Annotated in this window: 13 protein-coding genes, 1 tRNA gene and 5 pseudogenes; 14 read left to right on the forward strand and 5 right to left on the reverse strand. The window is 64.3% G+C overall.

Going from position 1 to position 20,982, the window contains the following annotated elements; genetic code table 11:
- Positions 1-2: 2 nt before the first annotated feature.
- The 3 genes and pseudogenes from ACF0H6_RS19425 (at position 3) to ACF0H6_RS19435 (ending at position 2,475) form a co-directional block, all read left to right on the forward strand.
- Positions 3-978: pseudogene (locus ACF0H6_RS19425) on the forward strand (GNAT family N-acetyltransferase).
- 124 nt (positions 979-1,102) lie between these two features.
- On the forward strand, positions 1,103-1,363 hold the full coding sequence (locus ACF0H6_RS19430; protein WP_395251089.1) for an FAD-binding protein: 261 nt from the start codon (positions 1,103-1,105) through the stop codon (positions 1,361-1,363).
- Positions 1,360-2,475: an FAD-binding oxidoreductase gene (locus tag ACF0H6_RS19435; RefSeq protein ID WP_395251366.1), complete on the forward strand. Its 1,116-nt coding sequence runs from the start codon at positions 1,360-1,362 to the stop codon at positions 2,473-2,475. The genes ACF0H6_RS19430 and ACF0H6_RS19435 overlap by 4 nt, the downstream gene beginning before the upstream one ends.
- Before the next feature lie 117 nt (positions 2,476-2,592).
- On the opposite strand, the gene ACF0H6_RS19440 is transcribed toward ACF0H6_RS19435, so the two are convergent.
- Positions 2,593-2,739, reverse strand: coding sequence for a hypothetical protein (locus ACF0H6_RS19440; protein ID WP_395251384.1), 147 nt, complete (start codon positions 2,737-2,739; stop codon positions 2,593-2,595).
- On the opposite strand from ACF0H6_RS19440, the pseudogene ACF0H6_RS19445 reads away from it, so the two are divergent.
- The 9 genes and pseudogenes from ACF0H6_RS19445 to ACF0H6_RS19485 all read left to right on the forward strand — a co-directional run bounded on the left by ACF0H6_RS19445 (position 2,702) and on the right by ACF0H6_RS19485 (position 12,355).
- A pseudogene (locus ACF0H6_RS19445) lies at positions 2,702-3,987 on the forward strand (YibE/F family protein). The gene ACF0H6_RS19440 and the pseudogene ACF0H6_RS19445 sit on opposite strands and share 38 nt — an antisense overlap.
- Positions 3,988-4,099: 112 nt before the next feature.
- Positions 4,100-5,040: pseudogene (locus tag ACF0H6_RS19450) on the forward strand (ABC transporter ATP-binding protein).
- Positions 5,037-5,813 (forward strand): ABC transporter permease, encoded by a 777-nt coding sequence (locus ACF0H6_RS19455; protein ID WP_395251090.1) that lies wholly within the window; start codon positions 5,037-5,039, stop codon positions 5,811-5,813. Before ACF0H6_RS19450 ends, ACF0H6_RS19455 begins: the two are co-directional and overlap by 4 nt.
- A 56-nt stretch (positions 5,814-5,869) precedes the next feature.
- Entirely contained in the window at positions 5,870-7,009 is a 1,140-nt protein-coding gene (locus tag ACF0H6_RS19460) for a sensor histidine kinase (RefSeq protein WP_395251091.1), read from the forward strand.
- A pseudogene (locus ACF0H6_RS19465) lies at positions 7,006-7,618 on the forward strand (response regulator). Before ACF0H6_RS19460 ends, ACF0H6_RS19465 begins: the two are co-directional and overlap by 4 nt.
- Before the next feature lie 63 nt (positions 7,619-7,681).
- A pseudogene (gene dusB / locus ACF0H6_RS19470) lies at positions 7,682-8,864 on the forward strand (tRNA dihydrouridine synthase DusB).
- A gap of 79 nt (positions 8,865-8,943) precedes the next feature.
- Positions 8,944-10,254 (forward strand): deoxyguanosinetriphosphate triphosphohydrolase, encoded by a 1,311-nt coding sequence (locus ACF0H6_RS19475; protein WP_395251092.1) that lies wholly within the window; start codon positions 8,944-8,946, stop codon positions 10,252-10,254.
- A gap of 48 nt (positions 10,255-10,302) precedes the next feature.
- The gene (dnaG, locus tag ACF0H6_RS19480) at positions 10,303-12,219 is read left to right on the forward strand and encodes a DNA primase (RefSeq protein WP_395251093.1); all 1,917 of its coding nucleotides are present in this window, start codon (positions 10,303-10,305) and stop codon (positions 12,217-12,219) included.
- A gap of 63 nt (positions 12,220-12,282) precedes the next feature.
- A tRNA-Asn gene (locus ACF0H6_RS19485) sits at positions 12,283-12,355 on the forward strand.
- A gap of 59 nt (positions 12,356-12,414) precedes the next feature.
- Here ACF0H6_RS19485 and ACF0H6_RS19490 read toward each other — a convergent pair.
- From ACF0H6_RS19490 to ACF0H6_RS19500, 3 genes are all read right to left on the reverse strand, one after another.
- Entirely contained in the window at positions 12,415-15,633 is a 3,219-nt protein-coding gene (locus tag ACF0H6_RS19490) for a fibronectin type III domain-containing protein (RefSeq protein WP_395251094.1), read from the reverse strand.
- Between the two features lie 268 nt (positions 15,634-15,901).
- On the reverse strand, positions 15,902-17,239 hold the full coding sequence (locus tag ACF0H6_RS19495) for an MFS transporter (RefSeq protein WP_395251095.1): 1,338 nt from the start codon (positions 17,237-17,239) through the stop codon (positions 15,902-15,904).
- A 107-nt stretch (positions 17,240-17,346) separates the two neighbouring features.
- A complete protein-coding gene (locus ACF0H6_RS19500; protein ID WP_395251096.1) occupies positions 17,347-17,934 on the reverse strand; it encodes a PadR family transcriptional regulator in 588 nt (195 codons plus the stop codon).
- 105 nt (positions 17,935-18,039) lie between these two features.
- On the opposite strand from ACF0H6_RS19500, the gene ACF0H6_RS19505 reads away from it, so the two are divergent.
- Together ACF0H6_RS19505 and ACF0H6_RS19510 are read left to right on the forward strand one after the other, a co-directional pair.
- A complete protein-coding gene (locus ACF0H6_RS19505; protein ID WP_395251097.1) occupies positions 18,040-19,137 on the forward strand; it encodes an aromatic ring-hydroxylating dioxygenase subunit alpha in 1,098 nt (365 codons plus the stop codon).
- Positions 19,137-20,147 carry a PDR/VanB family oxidoreductase gene (locus ACF0H6_RS19510; protein WP_395251098.1) on the forward strand — a complete coding sequence of 337 codons (1,011 nt, stop codon included), beginning with the start codon at positions 19,137-19,139 and terminating at the stop codon, positions 20,145-20,147. Before ACF0H6_RS19505 ends, ACF0H6_RS19510 begins: the two co-directional genes overlap by 1 nt.
- Positions 20,148-20,170: 23 nt before the next feature.
- Here the strand turns inward: ACF0H6_RS19510 and ACF0H6_RS19515 are convergent, their stop codons facing one another.
- Entirely contained in the window at positions 20,171-20,938 is a 768-nt protein-coding gene (locus tag ACF0H6_RS19515; RefSeq protein ID WP_395251099.1) for an MBL fold metallo-hydrolase, read from the reverse strand.
- Between the last annotated feature and the right edge of the window lie 44 nt (positions 20,939-20,982).

Consider the following 20,982-nt stretch of genomic DNA (forward strand, 5'->3'; position numbering starts at 1 on the left):
GGATGTCCATCGAGTACCGCGAATGGCGTGAGGGCGATGATCTCGCGCTTCCTGGAAATGTGGGGCGGGCCGGAGACCCTGCCGGCCCAGCAGTTCCGCTCTGCGCTGGCGCCGTCGAGCAACGGCGGTCAGGGCCAGCCCTGGCGTCGGTGCATTGTGGCGGAAGACGTCGTTGACGGCATCGGTATCCCGGTTGCTGCGGGCGTAGTCCACGAGGCGTCCTTGCACGCTGAACGGCTCTGGGCCTACATCGAGGTTGCCAAGGATCACCGCCGGAGCGGGATTGGGGCCACGCTCCTGACCATGCTGCGGAACGAAGCCGGCCAGTCGCCGTCGGGCGTCAACAAGCTGCGCAGCAAGGTGGAGCCCGGCACGCCGGGTGCCGCTTTCGCCGAGTGGGCAGGACTTGCTCCGATCCAGCGCTCGCAGCTCGTAGTGGTGGATCCCGAGCCGCTGAGGCTCCCGGTGTTCGGCGATGGTTCCGAGGAAGCTGCGTCCGAGCAACTGGAGGACCTTGCCACGGGATCCGTGGAACTGAGCGACGTCGTCGGCCGGTATTACACGGCCGTGCACCACTGGGACACCCCGGGCGAACTGGGCATCCCCGCGGTGCAGCGGTTGTTCCTCGACGATCTGACCGGCGCGCACGGTGCGCTGGTGCTGCGTGCGCCGAAGGCCAGCGCTTTCGGCTCGGGCGTTCCCGCTACACGCAAGGGCAAGCTGCAGGCCTTCGCCATCAGCTATGCCCAAGGCAGCTCCGAGGAGCCTTCGGAAGTGTTCCTGGGCCACGAACCGCGTTTGACGGATGACGAGGCCCGCGAGGCCGTTCGGGATCTGCTCGCGCTCATTGCCTACCAACACCCGGTGCTCCTTGAAGTGGATGATTCCATGACGGCCGTGCGCGCCGTCGTCGATCCGTTGCTTCAGGTAGGCAAGGCGAAGCTCAGGGGCGCGGACACTCTGGTAGTCAGCGACTAACGTAGAACTCTTGACGACGCCGCGGCCTGGGTGTAGGCCTAACGACGTAAGCCCCGGCCGTTGGACTGGTGGGGCAGCGGCGGGTGGAGAATCCGGTCTCATTAAGAGAATCGGCGGTAGCCCCATGAATGGAACAGCGCTCGACGGACTGCGCGAGCAACTCCGCGGGCAACTCGTCACTCCAAATGACCCTGACTACGATTCCGCCCGCGCCGTCTATAACGGGATGATCGACAAACATCCGGCAGGCGTGGTCCGTGTGGCCCAGGTGGCGGACGTCATCGCTAGCGTGAACTTTGCCCGCGACAATTCCCTTCCCTTGGCCATACGCGGCGGCGGCCACAGCGCCCTGGCTTCGGGCCCTGGGACGACGCCCTCGTCATAGATTTCGTCAACCGCACCGGAGTCCGGGTTGACCCCGAAGCGAGGACGGCCCGCGCCGAGGCTGGAACAACGTGGGCGGACTTCAACCACGCCACCCACGCATTCGGGTTGGCGACGACCGGCGGCATTGTGGGATCCACCGGCATCGCCGGCCTGACCCTTGGGGGCGGGATCGGCTACCTTAGCCGCAAGTACGGCCTGTCCTGTGACAATTTGATCTCCGCTGACGTGGTGACGGCAGACGGCAAGTTCCTGACTGCCAGCGAAACCCAAAACGAGGATCTTTTCTGGGCGTTGCGGGGAGGCGGAGGCAATTTCGGGGTGGTGACGTCGCTGGAATTCAAGCTGCACCCAGTCGACATGGTCCACGTGGCGATCATCATCTACGGCATGGAGCATGCTGACACCGTGGCGAAGTTCTACCGCGACTACATGGACACTGCCCCCGAGGAATTCGGTGCCTTCGTGGGCTTCCACCAGGGGCCACCCGTACCGTTCCTGCCGGAGGAATGGCACGGCAAACCAGTCTGCGTGGTCATCGGCATGTGGACCGGTGATCCTTCCGAAGGACCAGCCCGCTGGCAGCCGTTCCTGGATGTTGCACCCGTGGCGGGTTCGCTGGTGGGGCCCTTGCCGTACCCGGCACTCAACTCGGCATTCGACCCGCTGCTTCCGAAAGGGATGCAGGCCTACTGGAAAGCGGATTTCCTTTCCGAACTCAACGATGGCGCAATTGCGGCCCATCTTGAGTACGGCAGCAAAGTGCCCAGCGTGCAGACGTCTGTCCATGTCTATCCGATCGACGGTGCTGTGCAGCGCGTGGGGCAGACGGACACTGCATTCGTCAACCGCGGGGTCAAATTCTCTCCAGTGATCGCGTGCATGTGGAACGACCCCGCAGACAACGAAGCGAATATCGACTGGGTCCGCAGTTATGCCGCGGCATTGCGCCCGCATTCCTCGCCGGGAGGCTATATCGGCTTCATGGACGGTGACGACCAGGGCAGGATCAGTGAGAACTACGGGGTCAACTACGGGAGGCTGCAAACCATCAAGAGCAAGTACGATCCCGGGAACCTCTTCCACGTGAACCAAAACATCAAACCCGCCTGAACGCCGGTACGGGCCGTGGTCTGCACGCCGCCGCGCCGATCGCACGCGGCCGCGCTACCCCACGTAGGGTTGTAGGCATGAGGTTTTGCAGCTGATGGGTCACGGTCACTCACACGGTCACACGGAGCACTCCGAGCCAAGCCCGCGGGCGCTTGCCGCGCGCAAGCGGGCCAACTGGATCCTGGTGGCGGTGTTGGCACCGATCGCTGTGCTCACGATCATCGCCATGCTCGTCTTGTGGCCTTCCGGGAGCAAGGATGGCATAAAGTTCGCGAGCCCCTACGCAGCGGCTCCGGGAGTCACTTTCGATACCGGCAAGATCCAAGCCGTCACCAGGAAAGCTGCACGCAGGGGACCCAGGCTCCCGGCACGAACCAAAGCAGCGGCACGCAGCAGGGTTCCCAGTGCACCTTCGCGTCCACGCAGCCGGACAACGGCGGTAGTCCCGTCAAAGTGGTCATCAACCCGGACGTCGCCAAATCCCACGGCGTCAAGGTGGGGGACAGCATCCGCTACCTGAACCTCTCCGGAGTGCAGGGTGCCGCGGCAGGCAACGGCTCGCCGTCGTACGTTTTCCTCGACTTTGTGCGCACCGTTCCCATGGCCCTTCTGGCGATCCTGTACGCGGTGGTGGTCATCGCTGTGGCCCGCTGGCGCGGCTTCAGGGCCCTGCTTGGCCTTGCCGGCGCCTATGTGGTGCTGGTCAGCTTCATGCTGCCGGGACTTGTGGAGGGCAAGCCGCCGCTGCTCGTGGCCTTGGTGGGCTCGACGGCGATCATGATGGGGGTGCTCTACTTCGCCCATGGATTCTCGGCAAGGACCTCCACTGCGTTGCTGGGCACCATCTTCGGGCTCAGTATCACCGCGCTCCTGGCGGCCTGGGCCACGGACGCGGCCAACCTGACCGGGATCGCAAGCAGCGAGGGCGCCACGCTGGTGAATATGTCGGACAAGATCTCCCTCTCCGGGATCATCCTCTGCGGGCTCATCATCTCCGGGCTCGGCGTCCTGAACGATGTCACCATTACCCAGTCCGCGGCCGTGTGGGAACTTTACGAACTCGCGCCGGACACGAATGCCCGCACGCTGTTCACCTCAGCCATGAGGATCGGCCGCGACCACATCGCCTCCACGGTTTACACCATCGCCTTCGCCTACGCCGGGGCCGCATTGCCCATCCTGATCATTGTCATGCTCTATGACCGCCCGCTGGTTGATGCCCTGACCAGCGCGGAGTTGTCCGAGGAGGTCATCCGCACGCTGGTGGGCTCCATCGGCTTGGTACTCGCCATTCCGGTGACCACGTTGATCGCCGTGCTGGTGGTCAAGGCGACGGGGTCCCGGCGGCTCGCAGCCAGCGCCGCAGAATCAAGGCCAGCCGACGACGACGGCCACCTTCGCGAGCTTGAATCGTCGCCTGAGTCGCTGGACGCCTTCGGGTCGTTGGACACCGGTGAGCTTGCCGCCGTCGTGATGACCAGGAGGGCACGCAGGGAAGCTGAGCGCCGGTAGTCACGGAGGCGCATGACATTTGTCATCCCGCATTGGTGACACCCGCCCCAAGCACTGGACCTGAATCAAGGCTTAGATGGGTAGTGGAGCAAACCAACGCCAAGGAGCGAGCATGACAACAACCAGTGTGCCGGCGGTCCACGCCGCCGGACTGCACAAGAGTTTCGGGAAGGTGCACGCCGTCCGCGGCCTGGACTTGACCGTGCAGCCGGGGGAGGTGGTGGCGTTCCTCGGGCCCAACGGCGCCGGCAAGACCACCACAATCGACATGATCCTCGGATTGAGCGCCCCGACCAGGGAAGCGTTTCCATTTTCGGCCGCACTCCCCGCGGAGCGATCGCCCGCGGCCAGGTGGCAGCCGTCATGCAGACGGGCGGCTTACTGCGGGACATTAGCGTCCGCGAGACCGTGCAGCTCAACGCCGCCATGTTCGATTCCTCCCGCCCTGTGGACGAAGTCCTGGCCCGGGCCGGGTAGCCTGGAGATCGCCGACCGCAAAGTGGAGAAGTGCTCCGGCGGCCAGCAGCAGCGCCTCCGCTTCGCCATGGCGCTCGTCTCCGACCCCGGGCTGCTCATCGCTGGACGAGCCCACCACCGGTATGGACGTCGCCGGACGCCGGGACTTCTGGAGCGCCATCCGGGCCGATGCCATGCGCGGACGGACCGTCATCTTCGCCACCCACTACCTCGAAGAGGCAGACGCCTACGCTGACCGGATTGTCGCTCGTCCGCCAGGGCAGCATCGTCGCCGACGGCACGGCAGCCCAAATCAAGAACCTTGCTTCCGGCCGTACCGTCAAGGCCTCGCTTCCGGCGACTGAGCGCGGGCTGCTGGCCGGGATGCCGCCCGCCGAAAGCGTCGAGTACGACGGCGGCCGCCTCACCGTCCGCACGGGCGACTCGGACGCCGTCGTCCGATACCTGCTGAACAACACCGGAGCCCACGACGTCGAGGTGGCGGCCAACAACCTCGAGGAAGCGTTCGTGGCCCTCACCGGAGACGATGCCGTGCCGGAATCCGCGAGCATCACTCTTGAAGGAGACCTCGTATGAGCACGGCAACAGTCGTCCAGGACCGGAAGCCGTCCACCGGCGGGGTCAACCGCACGTTCCTCTGGATCGAGATCAAGCGGATGCTCCGGAACCGCCGGACCATCATGTTCACGGTGTTCATGCCGGCCATCTTCTTTTTCATTTTCGGCTTGTCCAACAAGGACAAGCTCCTGCCGAATGGACACACGTACGGCCAGTACATCCTCATCAGCCTCACGGTCTATGCCGCGATGACTGCTGCTACCGGGGCCGGCAGCCAAGTCGCGGTGGAACGTGCGCAGGGCTGGAGCCGGCAGCTTCGCCTTACGCCCCTCCTGCCAGGTGCGTATATCGCGGTGAAAGCCATGGCAGCGTTGACGCTGTCCCTCGTTGCGGTCGTGGCCCAGTTCGTCATCGGTGCCTTGGCAGGCGTCACGATGGACGCCCAGACCTGGCTGACAGCCGGGTTGGTGGCTTGGCTGGGTTCCCTGGTCTTCGCTGCCCTCGGCTTGTTCGTCGGATACCTGATGCCGAGCCAGAACGTCATGCAGATCCTCGGCCCGGCACTCGCCATCCTTGCCATGCTCGGTGGATTGTTCATGCCGATCGAGATCATGGGTGAGACCTTCGGGAACATCGCCAAGTTCACGCCTGCGTACGGGATCGGGCAATTGGCCCGGAGTCCCATCACCGGCGAGTTCGACTGGGCGTGGATCGTCAATGTGCTCACCTGGCTCGCGATCTTCGTGGCCGGGGCCGCTATGGCGTTCCGCCGCGATACCAAACGTGTCTGAACAGCCCCCTAGGGTAGGCACCATGACGAGCAACGCAGGCGGAGCCTCCTTCCGGGATGTGCTCACTGGCAGCGTGTTCCGCAGTCCCATGTTCCGCGGTCCCGTGTTCCGCGGTCCTGTGGCCACGGGGCTGGTTCATCGGTGCGGGGCTCTCCATCCTGCTCTGGGCCTGGCCGACGTGGAACATCGTGTGGTCCGTGGACGAGCCGCTGGCCTGGAAAGTGGCGGCGTCGGCGTCCCTGATCGTGTTTTTCGCCGCGTACGTCTTCCTTCCCCAGATCAGCTGGCGGCTGGGCGTCAAGGCCGGCATCGTATCCGTCTGCATCCTGCTCGCGCTGAACGGGCTGATGATCCTCATCATCGGACGGGACGCCTTGTGGCCCTGGACGTTCCTCGCCTGCGCCATCGCCATGACGTCCCTTCCGCCGCGCACGGACTTCTTCCTCATCGTCGCCTTGTCCGTGGCCTCCTTCTCCACCCAGTTGGTGACGGGCAACGGGGAGCAGGCCTTGCTCCAGGCCGGGATCATCTTGTCCCTCGGCCTCATGATGTCCGCCTTCGCGCGGCTGATCCGGCAGACCGCAAGGCTCCGGGAAGCGCAAACTGAACTGGCCGACGCGGCCGTCGCCGCCGAGCGCAGCCGCGTCGCCCGGGACATGCATGACATCCTGGGGCACTCCCTGACGGTCATCGCCGTGAAAGCCGAGCTGGCCGGCAGGCTGCTGGACACCGTCCCCGGCGACTACCCTGCCCGGGACCGGGCCGCTGCCGAGATCGCCGCAGTCCAGGACTTGGCCCGCGGAGCGCTCGCCGACGTCCGGGCCACGGTGGCGGGCTACCGCGGCGTCAACGTCCTGGCCGAGCTTGCAGTGGCCCGGACGGCCCTGGAATCGGCCGGAATCGACGCCGAATTGCCGGGAACCGTCGAGCAGGTTCCGGCGCGGCACCGGGAGCTCTTCGGTTGGGTACTGCGCGAAGGCATCACCAATGTGGTGCGGCACTCCGGTGCGGCGCACTGCCGCGTCCGGCTGAGCGCGTCGAGCGTTTTGGTGGAGGACGACGGCGTCGGGCCGGCATCCGGGGGCGGCTCCGGGAACGGGCTGGCCGGGATCCGTGAACGGGTGGGGGCCGCCGGCGGAACGGTCAGTATCGGACCGAGTGACCTGGGAGGGTTCAGATTGGCGGTTGAAGTATGAGCATTCGATTGGTGATCGCAGACGATCAGGCGCTGGTGCGAGGAGCGCTGGCAGCATTGCTGGGGCTGGAGCCGGACATCGAGGTGGTCGCGGAACTGGCCGACGGGACCGGGGTGGCGGCCGCCGTCGTCGAGCATTCCGCCGACGTGGCGATGCTCGACGTCGAGATGCCCGGCCTGGCACGGGATCAGCGCGGCTGCCGCAGTGCGGAAGGCGGCTCCGTCATGCCGGGTCCTCATGGTCACTACCTTCGGGCGCCCCGGCTATCTCAAGCGCGCCATGCAGGCGGGTGCTTCCGGGTTCGTCGTCAAGGACACCCCCGCGCGGCAACTCGCCGAAGCCGTCCGGAAGGTCCACCAGGGCCTCCGCGTGGTGGACCCTGTGCTCGCCGCAGAATCATTGACCGCGGGAGACAGCCCGTTGACCGAACGGGAGGGCGACGTGCTTAAAGCGGCGTCCGACGGCGGAACGGTCGCCGATATCGCGAAGTTGGCGTTGCTTTCCGAAGGGACCGTGCGGAATTACCTGTCCGCGGCCATGGCGAAGACCGGCGGCCGGACGCGTGCCGAGGCCGTGCGGATCGCCGAAGACAACGGGTGGTTGCTCTAAGCCCGGCCGGCACGTCGATTTGCCGTTTTGAGTCAATTTGCCTCGCTTTGAGACAATGGACGGGTGACTGTAGTAGCAACGCCCCCTTCTCCCAAGCTCGAGCTGCCCCCGCTGCAGCTTGGCCGGATCACCGTGGACACCCCCGTGATCCTGGCCCCGATGGCTGGAATCACCAACTCGGCTTTCCGTCGGCTGTGCCGTGAGTACGGCGGCGGTCTGTATGTCGCCGAGATGGTGACCTCCCGTGCCTTGGTGGAGCGCACCCCGGAATCGCTGCGCATCATTTCGCACGACGACGACGAAAAGGTCCGGTCCGTGCAGCTGTACGGCGTTGATCCGGTCACCGTGGGCCAGGCCGTGCGCATGCTCGTCGAAGAGGACCGCGCAGACCACATCGACCTCAACTTCGGCTGCCCCGTGCCGAAGGTGACCCGTCGCGGCGGCGGTTCTGCCCTGCCTTGGAAGATCGACCTCTTCACCTCCATCGTCCAGACCGCGGTCAAGGAAGCCTCCAAGGGCGATATTCCTTTGACCATCAAGATGCGCAAGGGCATCGACGAGGACCACCTCACGTACCTCGACGCCGGCCGGATCGCGCGCGATTCCGGTGTTGCCGCCGTCGCGCTCCACGGCCGTACAGCCGCGCAGTTCTACTCAGGCCAGGCCGACTGGTCCGCCATCGCCCGCTTGCGTGAGGCCCTTCCGGACATTCCCGTCCTGGGCAACGGTGACATCTGGTCAGCCGAGGACGCAGTCCGCATGGTGCGCGAAACCGGGATCGACGGCGTCGTGGTGGGCCGTGGCTGCCAGTGCCGCCCGTGGCTCTTCGGCGACCTCCAGGGCAGCGTTTGAGGGCAGCGATCAGCGCCACCGTCCAGGCTTGCGCGAGGTGGCCGACGGCGTCTACCGCCACGCCGAGCTCATGATCGAGACTTTTGGCAACGACGAATACAAGGCGCTGCGCGAAATCCGCAAGCACATGGCGTGGTACTTCAAGGGCTACGTCGTAGGTGGGGAACTGCGCGCGAAACTGGCCACGGTGCCGACTCTTGAGGTCCTGCGCGAGCTGCTCAACGAGCTTGATATGGACCTGCCTTATCCGGGCATCGACTCCGAGGGTCCGCGCGGCCGTGCAGGTTCGCCCAAGAAGCCGGCGTTGCCCAAGGATTGGCTGCTCAGCCGGCAAATGGATGCGGATCAGACCCGGGACATCGCCGCTGCAGAACTGGACGTTTCAGGCGGCTAGCCTCCGTACGTGGAAGACTGGCTGCAGGAACACCAATGAATGGGTTTCGGCGGACGGCAAGCGGAGGAGGCAGATATCTATGGGAACTGAAGCAATGTCTGCAGCACGCCCTGCCGAAAATGCGGTGAGCATTCCAGGCTACGCGGAGGCCGATTCGGCGCGTTGGGTCCAGGAGCGTCGGAAGAATACGTACCGTTCGGACTTCGAACGCGACCGGGCGAGGGTGCTGCATTCTTCGGCCCTCCGGCGGCTCGGGGCGAAAACCCAAGTGGTGGCCCCGGATACAGACGACTTCGTCCGCACCCGTCTCACGCACAGCCTTGAGGTGGCCCAAGTAGGCCGCGAACTGGGCCGCGCGCTGGGTTGCGATCCTGACGTTGTGGACACGGCGTGTTTGAGCCACGATCTTGGACACCCGCCCTTCGGCCACAACGGAGAGTCCGCCCTCAACGAGGTAGCCCATGCAATCGGCGGCTTCGAAGGCAACGCCCAGACCCTGCGGCTCCTGACCCGTCTTGAGCCCAAAGTTCTCACGGTCGACGGACAGCCTGCGGGTCTGAACCTGACCCGCGCCAGCCTTGACGCCGCCGCCAAATACCCGTGGTCCGCCGTCGATGCCCCTGTGATCCACGGGCAGCGGAGCAGCAAGTTCGGCGCCTATGAAGACGATCTGCCGGTGTTTACCTGGCTGCGTGACGGGGCGCCCGGCAGCCGCTCCTGCATCGAAGCCCAAGTGATGGACCTGGCCGATGACATTTCTTACTCAGTGCACGACGTGGAGGATGCGATCGTGGCCGGCCATTTTCAGCTGAAGTGGCTGGACAATCCGGATCACCGCGCCCGCGTGGTGGGGTACACCAAGCAGTGGTACCTGCCCCATAGCGATCCCGCCGAAATCGACGCCGCCTTGGCCCGCCTCGAAGCCACGAACGTGTGGGTTCGCGAGGCCGATGGCAGCCGGAAGTCCATGGCTGCGCTGAAGGATATGACCAGCCAGTTGATCGGCCGTTTTTGCCAGAGCGCCTTGGAGACCACGCGGGACCGCTTCGGCCCGGACCACCTCACGCGATACAGCGCAGCGCTCATGGTGCCGGAGGAAACCGTCACGGAGATTGCCGCCATGAAGGGCCTTGCCACCACGTTCGTGATCTCCACGGACCATCGCCAGCCCGTCTATGAGCGCCAGCGCGAAGTCCTGCACGCGCTGGTTGGTGTCCTCAACGCCAGCGGAGACAGGCATCTGGAACCGATGTTCGCCGCGGACTGGCGGGACGCCCCCGACGACGCCGCACGGCTTCGCGTCGTCATCGACCAGGTAGCGTCCCTCACGGACGCATCGGCACTCGCAATGTACGAGCGCCTCGTGGGCAGTTTGCCATCGCTCTGGTAGCCACTCGGCTGCCCGGGGCCGGTCCCGCTGAGCGACTAGGATGGTGACGTGGCTGGCCTGATCAAACGTGAAGATATCGATGAAGTACGCCAGCGCACCGATATCAAAGAGGTGGTGGACGGCTACGTCACCCTCAAAGGTGCAGGCCTGGGCACTTTCAAGGGCCTCTGTCCCTTCCACGACGAGCGCTCGCCGTCGTTCACGGTCCGCCCGCAAGTAGGCAGGTACCACTGTTTCGGCTGCGGTGAAGACGGCGACGCCATCTCCTTCGTCCAGAAAATGGACCACAGCTCCTTCCACGAAGCCGTGGAGAAACTCGCCGCAAGGATCGGCTACGAGCTGCGCTACGAAGACGGCGGCACCGGCCCCAACCGCGAAGAGGTCGGCAAACGCCAACGGCTGCTGGATGCCCACAAGATCGCCGACGAGTTCTTCCGCGCCCAACTGCTCACTGCGGGTGCCGCAGAGGGTCGCAACTTCCTCCATGGCCGCGGTTTCGACAGGACTGCTGCCGAAACGTTCGGCGTCGGCTACGCGCCCCAGGGCTGGGATTCGCTCCTGAAACACCTTCGAGGGCGCGGTTTCACGGACGCTGAATTGAAGCTCACCGGCATGTTTTCCGAAGGCAATAGGGGAATCTACGACCGCTTCCGCGGCAGGCTCATCTGGCCCATCCGTGACATTGCGGGTGACACCATCGGCTTCGGTGCCCGCAAGCTGTACGAGGACGACCAAGGCCCCAAGTACCTGAACACCCCGGAGACTATCCTCTACAAGAAATCGCAGGTCCTCTACGGCATCGACCTCGCCAAGCGGAACATCGCCAAGGACCGTCAGCTGGTGGTGGTGGAAGGCTACACGGACGTCATGGCCTGCCACCTGGCCGGCGTCGGTACCGCCGTGGCCACCTGCGGTACAGCCTTCGGCACGGATCACATCAAGATCGCCCGCCGTCTGCTGTCCGACGACGGCACCGGGGGAGAGGTCATCTTCACCTTCGACGGAGACGCCGCCGGGCAGAAAGCGGCCTTGCGCGCCTTTGAGGAGGACCAGCGTTTCGTTGCCCAGACTTACGTGGCCGTGGAACCCACCGGAGCCGATCCCTGTGATCTGCGCCAACTCAAGGGCGATGCCGCTGTACGCGACTTGATCGGCACCCGCAGGCCATTGTTCGAATTCGCGATCCGAGCCTCCCTCAAGCGCCACAACCTGGACACGGTGGAGGGCCGCGTCGCCGCATTGCGGGAGTCGGCCCCGGTGGTGGCACAGATCCGCGATTCCGGCATCCGCCCGGCATATGTCCGCGAGCTGGCAGGTTGGCTCGGCATGCCCATTGAGGAAGTCAGCCGGGCAGTGGGATCGGCCGCCAAACGCGCTGCGGCCTCCGCAACGGGGCCCGCAGGATCTCCGGGGGCGGGACACGGCACAGAGCCGGGCCGCTCCGGACAGCCGGCGGCAGCACCGCCGTCGGACGCTGGCATCGCCTTCATGCGCCCCGATCCGCGGGATCCCGTCGCTGCCATGGAACGGCAGGCACTCGAAGTGGTGATTCAGAACGCGACCGTCCTCGGCGGCGGAGCGTGGGAACGTTTTGAGGCGTCGCACTTCACGACGCCGGCCTACGCCGCCGTGCACACCGCCGTCCGGGCCACTGGTCTCGCCCATGCGGAGGATCCGGTTGCTTGGGTGGAGGGGATCCGGCAAGAGGTGCCGGAACCGCTCCGGGGGCTGGTCTCCGAACTTGCCGTCGTACCCCTCCCGGCCAGCACCCCCGAAGCGCTCCAGCGGTACTGCCGCGACATCTTGGCCCGGCTGTTCGAACTTCAGATCACCAGGGTCAAGGCGGACAAGATGGGCCAATTGCAGCGACTGGATGCTTCAGCCCAGCCGGAGGAATTCCAGCGCCTCAACCGGGAGCTCATGGAGTTGGAAATGCAGCGCCGTTCCCTCCGCATGGACAGCTAGCGGCCATCCACGGCGTCGATTTCGTTTCCCGCCGGGCCTTTGTTAGGCTTGTACACGCTTCATTCCTCCGTAGCTCAATTGGCAGAGCATTCGACTGTTAATCGAAGGGTTACTGGTTCAAGTCCAGTCGGAGGAGCTTCACAAAAAATCCCCGTCCTCAGTGTGAGGGCGGGGATTTTTTGGCGTCTGATCCATTCAGCCGTTGGTGAGGGTGACGTCGTCGAGGTACATCCAGGTGTCATCTGCCGGGCTGGAGCCGTCGAGGTGGACGTTGAACCAGAGGGTGATGGTCTGGCCCTTGTAGGCCGAGAGATCGGCGCTGAGTTGGGTCCAGGTGCCGTTGTCGTTGCAGAGTTTGAGCAGGCTGCCCAGGACCGTGCCGCTGGTGGAGCGGACTTGGGCTTCCATCCAGTCGTACTGGCATGCAGTGCCGCTGCAGGGGTCCTCCGCGGAGTGTGGTTGGTACCAGAAGGAGAGTGTGGTGGTTCCGGTGGCGGGGACGGTGATGGTCTGGGACAGGCTGCTGTCACCCAGAGGCTCGGCCCCCGAGGCCAGGCCCAGCAGGGCGGAGCCGGTGCCGGTGTGGGCAACGTTGGAGGCCACGGGTGCCTTGACGCCGCCGGTGATCCAAGACGTGAGCCCGGATTCGAAGCCGCCGTTGGTGATGGTCGAGGTCGTTGATCCGGTCGGGGTGACCGGTGCCGATGCCGCCGACGCCGGGGAGGTGCCGATGGCGTTGGTGGCCGTGACAGTGAAGGTGTAGGCGGTGCCGTTAGTCAGTCCGGTGATGTTCGCCGTCGTGGCGGGCGGGTTCCCGGTGACGGTGACCGAGGCCAGGGTCGTGGTTCCTGCGTGCGGGGTGACGGCGTAGGAGGTGATCGCGGAGCCGCCGTTTGCCGGCGCCGTCCAGGACACCGTCGCTGAGGCGTTGCCCGCCGTCGCGGTGACACCTGTCGGGGCCGCGGGCGCCGTCGCGGTTGCTGCGGGCGTGACCGGGACAGACGCTGCGGACGCCGGTGAGGTGCCGATGGCGTTGGTGGCCGTGACCGTGAAGGTGTAGGCCGTGCCGTTGCTCAGCCCCGTGATGTTCGCCGTCGTGGCGGGCGGGTTCCCCGTGACGGTGACCGGGGCCAGGGTCGTGGTTCCTGCGTGCGGGGTGACGGCGTAGGAGGTGATCGCGGATCCGCCGTTGGCCGGGGCGGTCCAGGACACGGTGGCCGAGGCGTTGCCCGCCGTCGCGGTGACACCTGTTGGTGCGGAAGGGGCCGTCGCGGTCGTTTGGCTGTTGGCCAAGGCGACATCGTCGAGGTACATCCAGGTGTCGTCTGCCGGGCTGGAGCCATCCAGGTGGACGTTGAACCAGAGTGCGATGGTCTGGCCTTTGTAGGCGGACAGATCGGCGCTGAGCTGGGTCCAGGTGCCGGAGTTGCTGCTGAGTTTGAACAGGCTGGCGAGGGTGGTGCCGCTCGTGCTGCGGACTTGTGCTTCCATCCAGTCGTATCGGCAGGTGGTGCCGCTGCAGGTGTCGTCCGCGGTGTGTGGCTGGTACCAGAAGGACAGGGTGGAGGTCCCGGTTGCTGGGACGGTGATGGTTTGGGACAGGCTGCTGTCGCCGAGGGGTTCATTGCCGGAGGCCAGGCCCAGGAGTGCTGATCCGGTGCCGGTGTGGGCGGTGGTGGAGGCGACCGGTGCCCTGACGCCCCCGGTAGTCCACGCCGTCAGACCGGATTCGAAGCCGCCGTTGGTGAAACCGGGAACCGGCGCTGTTGGAGTGACGGGAGGTGACGCTGCGGACGGCGGCGAGGTGCCGACGGCGTTGGTGGCCGTTACCGTGAACGTGTAAGCCGTGCCGTTGCTCAATCCGGTGACGGTCGCCGTCGTCGAGGGCGGATTTCCGGAAACCGTCACCGGAGCCAAAGCTGTACCACCAGACGAAGGCGTCACGGTGTAGGAGGTGATCGCGGAACCACCGTTCGCAGGCGCCGTCCAGGACACCACAGCGGACGCATTCCCCGCCGTCGCCGTCACGCCGGTAGGAGCGGAAGGCGCCGTGGGCGCCGTCGGCGTGACGGGAGCCGAAGACGTAGACGCCGTGGATGTCCCGACGGCGTTGGTGGCCGTTACCGTGAACGTGTAAGCGGTGCCGTTGCTGAGACCAGTCACGGTGGTGTTGGTGGCGGGGGGTGCGCCGGTGACGGTAACCGGGGTCAGGGTGGTCGCTCCGGCGTGCGGCGTCACCGCGTATGAGGTGATTGCGGACCCGCCGTTGTTAGGGGCCGTCCAGGACACGGTTGCCTGGGCGTTGCCCGCCGTTGCCGCGACGCCTGTCGGTGGGGAAGGCGCCGTCGCCGCGGCTGTTACCGTCACCCCATGGGTGACGCTCCCTGTCAAGCCTGAGTTATCCGTGACGGTCAGCTTGACTTGGTAAGTTCCCGTTGCGCCATAAGAGTGCGACGGCTTCACGCCGGTGCCGGCGGGGGACCCGTCGCCGAAGTCCCAGCTGTAGGAGGAAACGGTTCCGTTCGGATCTGACGATGCTGAACCGTCAAACGTCGCTGACAGGCCCGACGTCGTGGACGTGAAGGCGGCGACGGGTGGCTGCTGGGTGGGCGCGTTGCCGAGGGCTTGGGCGACCGTTTGAACGGAGGTTGTCCCGTTGGCCGTTCTAGCCGCCAGCCAGGTGATGAAGGTGCTGTAGAGATTGGGATCGATGGTCAACGTGGGGTCTGTCCCGACGGCGATGTGGTGGAAGGTGAATTGGACCCAACCCCCTCCCGGTTCCGCGTTGGTCACCAGGTCCTCTAGGTTCTGCAGGGTCCAGGTGCTGTCGACTTCATCGGGCGCTGCCGTGTTGTAGGGGTTGGCCGGCGGCAGGGTCTCTGCGAAGGGGCAACCCGAACAACTTGCTGGCGAACGGATGTCACCCAGGCTGCGGGCGCTGGCGAACCCGCAATTCTTGACGATTTGCTGGACCGCAGAGTTTTGTGCGGCGAAGGGGTAGGCAAAATTGGTGGTGTTGAACCCCCAGCTCGCGAGCGTGGTCCGTCCGCCGCAAACTTCGGAGCTTGCTGCCGAGGAGGACAGGGTAGTGAGGTCCGGGTGGGTGATGGTGTGCCCCGCGATTTCGTTGCCGTCCGCCGCGATGCTGTTCAGGTTGGCCCGCGTAAGCCAGCTCGGAGAATCGATCCAGCTGGTCGTAATGAAGAATGTCCCGTGCAAGCCGTGCGATTTCAGTACCTGTTCGGCCGCGAGCTGATCGGCATTGCCGTCGTCGAACGTCAGGCTGATGATTGTCTTCGGGAGCGCCGCGTGAGCCGGTGTTGCGACGTAGGCGAGCGAATAGCCAATCAACAAGAGGGCGGACGCGGCCGTAACCCAGCGGAACCACGCGCCAGGAGCGCCCGGTTCCTTCATGCTCCACGGTGAGTTCCGCGCGTTCCGCCTTTGGTGCCGCCACGAAAATACGCTCAGGAGCCGCATGGGGTCCCCCTTCGTCTGAACAGAATGGGTTAGGTGCCCAGTCCGGATCGTAAGGGGCGGACAATCTGCGGCTTAAGAGTGCGTGGTACCTGTTTTTGGACCGTATCGTGCCGTAATTACATGGGCTTCCTCACCGACGGAGCTAGCCGGAGAAGATGGCCCTCCCGGCCGGGAGGGCCATCTTCTGTTTGCTCAATGAGGGCTACGCGGCGACCGTTGCTTGGGGGACTGTCGCCTCTTTGTTGCGACGCAGAACGGCTCCCAACGCGACACAGCAGCCCGCGGAAACCACCAATGGAATCGCAAACAGGTAGAAAATGGTGACTGGTGGCATCCCGGCGTCGATCAGGTATCCCACCATGATCGGGGCGATGATCGAGATCAAGCGTCCAACTCCGATCATCCAGCCGAAGCCGGATGCGCGGGCCTTCGCAGAATAGAGTGGCGGCACGATCGTGTAGTAGCCGGCCACGCCCGAGTTGGTGAGCATGCCGAGAAGCACGGCCATACCCAGCGCGACGCCGATGGTGCCGAAGGAGCTGGCGAAGGCAAGGTAGGCGACCGCGGAGAGCAACAGGCAGATGGTGTTCAACCTACGGCTCTTTACCCATGTGGAGACGATGCCGAATCCGATGGACCCGACGATGCCGCCGGTACTGACGAGGACACCTGCGGTGACGCCGATCTGGTTGTCTCCCGTGGCGGACGCCAAGATCTTGGGTATCCAGGTGTTGGCGAAGTAGAAAGCGGCGATCAGGAAGGCATAGCCCAGCCACATCAGCAGGGTCTGTGCGAGCATCTTGCGGCCGAACACCTCCTTGAAGACGCTATCCGTTGTCCGGCCCGGGGGCGCTTCCGGCAGTTCCGTCAGTGGTGCGCGGCCCATTCGGGCCAAGATCCGGTTCATGTGGGGAAGTGAAGACGCCTGGCGTTTCTCCGCGAGGTATTCCAAGGATTCAGGCAAGGTCAACCAGCTGACGATAAGCATGGCAACACTGATTGCCGCGCCGAAAGTGAATGCGGCGCGCCACCCGTACCCGGCAATGAGGGCGCCCGCGACGATGCCGCCGACGGTGCCGCCAATGGGATAACCGGCGGTGTAGATTCCCATGGCCAGACCGCGGCGTTTGTCCGATGAATACTCGGAGACGATAACGCTGAGGTTGGCGATCATTCCGCCGATCCCCAAGCCCGTAAACACACGGCATGCGATCAGCTGGCCGACGTCCATGGTCATAATCGACAGGATCATGCCCAACGAGATGATTGCCAGGCACAGCAACGTCAGCCGGCGCCGGCCGATCCTGTCCGCCAGGGGCGTAAGAAAGACGGAGCCGATCGCCATCCCGAACAAGCCCGCGCTGAACAGATAACCCAATTGGACGGGCGGGACGTGCCACTCGGCGGAGAGCGCCGGCGCGGCGAAGGACATGACCAACACGTCGAAGCCGTCAATCATGATCAGGACCAGGCAGACCGCCACGGCCGTGACTTGGAACCGACTCATCGGTGAGTTTCGGATCTCGCTCTTGATATCCATACGGTACCTTTCGAAGGGAACGCAGCGAATTAACTATATGGATAGATAGTTTGTGAGGTGGAGCACCATCTGTCAATGGTTGGTTTTGCCGGGCCCCTCGTGATTGATCAAGACGCGTCGTCGAAAGAGTCGATGAGCTTTATGCCGTTTCGTGCCCAATCGATCTCCGCCTGGGCCTTTGCTACCAAGCCTTCATAGGTGAAGATCTTGTACGCCGTAATGCGCCTATGGTCGCGCTTGGGCATCGCCGCGAGCCGTTTGTTCAACATGGCATTGGTGCCGGTCTGCAGCTCGTGGATCTTCTCCTCCCACTGCCCGCGACACGTAGTGAAGTAGGCGATGTGCGCCAGCATCTGGGCTCGCGCCGCTGTGGGATCAGCCCATTCCAGGTACGCAGCCTTCAGGTGGGCCGGGTCGCGTTCGCGGGAGTACTCCAGCGGGCTGTTCATCCACTCCCGGAATGCGGACGTTCCGTCGTCGGTGATCCGGTACTGCGTCTTCTTGCCGCGCTGACCCCAGGGAATCTCTTCTCCCGCAAGAAGCCCGTCTTTCTCCATGCGACGCAGTTCGGGGTAGATCTGCGAATCGGGCGCGTGCCAGACGTAGCCCACCGAGGAGCCGAATTGCTTGGAGAGTTCGTAGCCGGTCATCGGTTCCACTGAAAGCAGCGCCAATAGTGCATATCGAAGGCTCACGGCCATCCCTCTTTCTTCGTTTGCTCTTGCCAAGTCACTATATCGATAGCTAATCTGTGATCCAACGCACTAACTATGGCCATAGCTATCTGGAAGGGACGAATCGTGACTGAAGTCCAGACACAAAGCTCCACCACCAACAAGGTCCTCGGGTACCCGCTCAACGTTTGGTACGTCGCGGCCTGGGATAAGGAAGTGACACGCAAGCCAGTATCGCGCAGGGTGGCGGGGCGCCCGCTGGCGCTTTATCGCACGGAGGACGGCAACGCCGTCGCCCTCGCTGATGCTTGCTGGCACCGGCTTGCTCCCTTGTCCATGGGAAAGACCCTTGGCAAGGACCAGATCCAATGCCCCTACCATGGGATCGTCTACAACTCCGCGGGGCGCTGCGTCTCCATGCCGGCGCAGGAGACCATCAACCCGAGCGCTACTGTGCCGTCCTTCCCTGTGGTGGAGCGGCATCGCTATGTCTGGGTGTGGCTTGGCGACCCTACGAAGGCCGACCCGGAACTCGTGCCGGACATGCATCAGCTGGACTCGGAGGAGTGGGCCGGCGACGGCGAAACCATCCACGCCCCCTGCAATTTCCAGCTCGTTCTGGACAACCTCATGGACCTGACCCACGAGGAATTCATCCATTCCTCGTCGATCGGCCAGGAAGAGCTCAGCGAGTCCGACTTCACAGTGACGCACGACGACGGTACAGTCACGGTTGCCCGCTGGATGTTCAACATCGACGCGCCGCCGTTCTGGCTCAAAAACATGCGGGACAAGTTCCCCGGGTTCGAAGGGAAAGTGGACCGCTGGCAGATCATCACCTTCCGCTCGCCGTCGGTCATTAACATCGACGTAGGAGTCGCCAAAGCGGGAACCGGCGCTTTCGAAGGTGATCGCAGCCAGGGCGTCAACGGCTTCGTGATGAACGCGATTACCCCCGAAAGTGACAAGTCCTGCCACTATTTTTGGGCCTTCATGCGGAATTATCGCCTGGACAGCCAACTCATTACTACCCAGCTGCGCGAGAGCGTGCACGGTGTTTTCGGGGAGGACGAGGCCATGCTTGCCGCGCAGCAGGCCGCCATCGATGCCAACCCGGACTACGAGTTCTACAACCTGAACATCGACGCCGGCGGCATGTGGGTGCGGCGCCTGATCGAGCGTCAACTCGAGTCCGAGGGCCGCTTGGTTCCGGTTGCGCAGTAATGGCAGCGACAAATATCGAGGTTTGGCAGCTCGGAACAGTTATAGAGGTGCAAACGATCGCGACAGACATCCAGCGGGTCGTGGTGGAGCCTTCGTTGCCAAGGAAGGCCGAACCGGGTTCGCATATCGACGTGATGGTGACGATTGACGGGAACAAAGACAGGCGCTCCTACTCGATCGTGGAATCGAACGCCGACGGCACCCGGCTGGTCATCAGCGTGCTGAAAGCCCCGCTGACACGGGGTGGCTCCCTCTTCATCCATGGCCTGCAGCCGGGGGACCGGATGGAGATCACCCAGCCACTGCAGAACTTCCCGCTCCGGATTGGCGCGAAACGGTATATCCTCCTCGCCGGAGGCATCGGCATAACGGCCATGATCAACATGGCCAGGGTCTTGCGGAACCTGCGCGCGGACTACACCCTCGTTTACGCGGGGCGCAGCCGTGGCGCCATGGCCTACCTCGACGAGCTGCAGGAGCTCCATGACGCGAACATGTTGGTCCACATCGACGACGAAGGAACGCCCCTTGACGTGGGTAACCTCGTCGACGGCGCCACCGAAGATACGGAACTGTATATGTGCGGTCCAATCCGGCTCATGGACGCCGTCCGGCGTGCCTGGACGGAACGTGAGCTCAGCTACCCGAATCTTCGCTACGAGACGTTCGGCAACAGCGGTTGGTATGACCCGGAGGAATTCATCGTCAAAGTCCCGAGGTTGGGGCTGGAAGTTCCAGTGGGGCGGGGGCGCTCCATGCTTGAGGCCCTCGAGGACGCTGGTGCCGACATGATGTTCGACTGCCGCAAAGGCGAGTGCGGGCTCTGCGAGGTCAAGATCCTCTCGCTAGAGGGCGCCCTCGACCATCGCGACGTGTTCTACAGCACCCGGCAGAAGAACGCTACGGAGAAAATGGCGTGCTGCGTCTCCCGGGCCGTTACTTCGAAGACCGGGCTGGCGGCCGAAGCCTCAGTTACCGGTCCCGCGGTGGTGACGATCGAGGTTCCTTGACGACCGCCGCGTTTCCTCAGCCCCTAGCCGAACGGCGGGTAATCGCCCCGCGAAACCAGCCCGCCGCCGTCGAGCTCCCTCATCATTGGCCCATGGCCAGGCAGGATGATCTCGGCGCCAAGCTGCTTGAGGACTTCCACGCTGGCCGGGACCTGGGCGGCGTGTTGATGGAAGACGGCTGGCAGAAGCTGCGGTCCGGTGACAGGACTGATGGCGTGGCCGGTGACGAGCGCGTCTCCTGTGATGAGGACCTTGGCTGAAGGGATGAAGAAGGACACGTGCCCGCTTGTGTGGCCGCCCGTGGAAACGATTTGGGGACCACCGGGAAGCGTGTTCAAAATGTCCTGCGTCATTTCCGCCACCTGCGGGACGGCGACGTCGGTCAAGCCGCCGGATCGGATGGCATGTACGGCCCACGCCCCGACTCGCGGGCTCAGGATGCGCCAGCCGAGATCCTTGACGCTGACCTGTTCGAGGACCTCCCTGCGGATGTTTGGGAGCTCCGAGTGAAAGCCAAATACCGGGATGCCCATTGCGGAAATTCTCGCGGCATTGCCGATGTGATCGGAGTGTCCGTGGGTCAAGAGAACTGCCGCTGCATTATCAATAGCCAGCCCCAGGAAATTGATGCTTGATTGAAGCAACGGCCAGTTCCCCGGATAACCCGTGTCAATAAGGGTGAATTCCTTGTCCTGCTTCAGGATGCTCCAGTTGACGGCGGGGCCCTGGACGAAAAAGACGTCTTCGGCAACTTCGGTCACGTTGTCCACGGGGGACCAGTTCTTCGGCATGCTTCCTTCCGTTGGCGGTACCGGACCATCGTATCGATGGAAAG

The sequence above is a fragment of the Arthrobacter sp. NA-172 genome (genome assembly GCF_043952055.1).
In the GTDB taxonomy this organism is placed as follows: domain Bacteria; phylum Actinomycetota; class Actinomycetes; order Actinomycetales; family Micrococcaceae; genus Arthrobacter.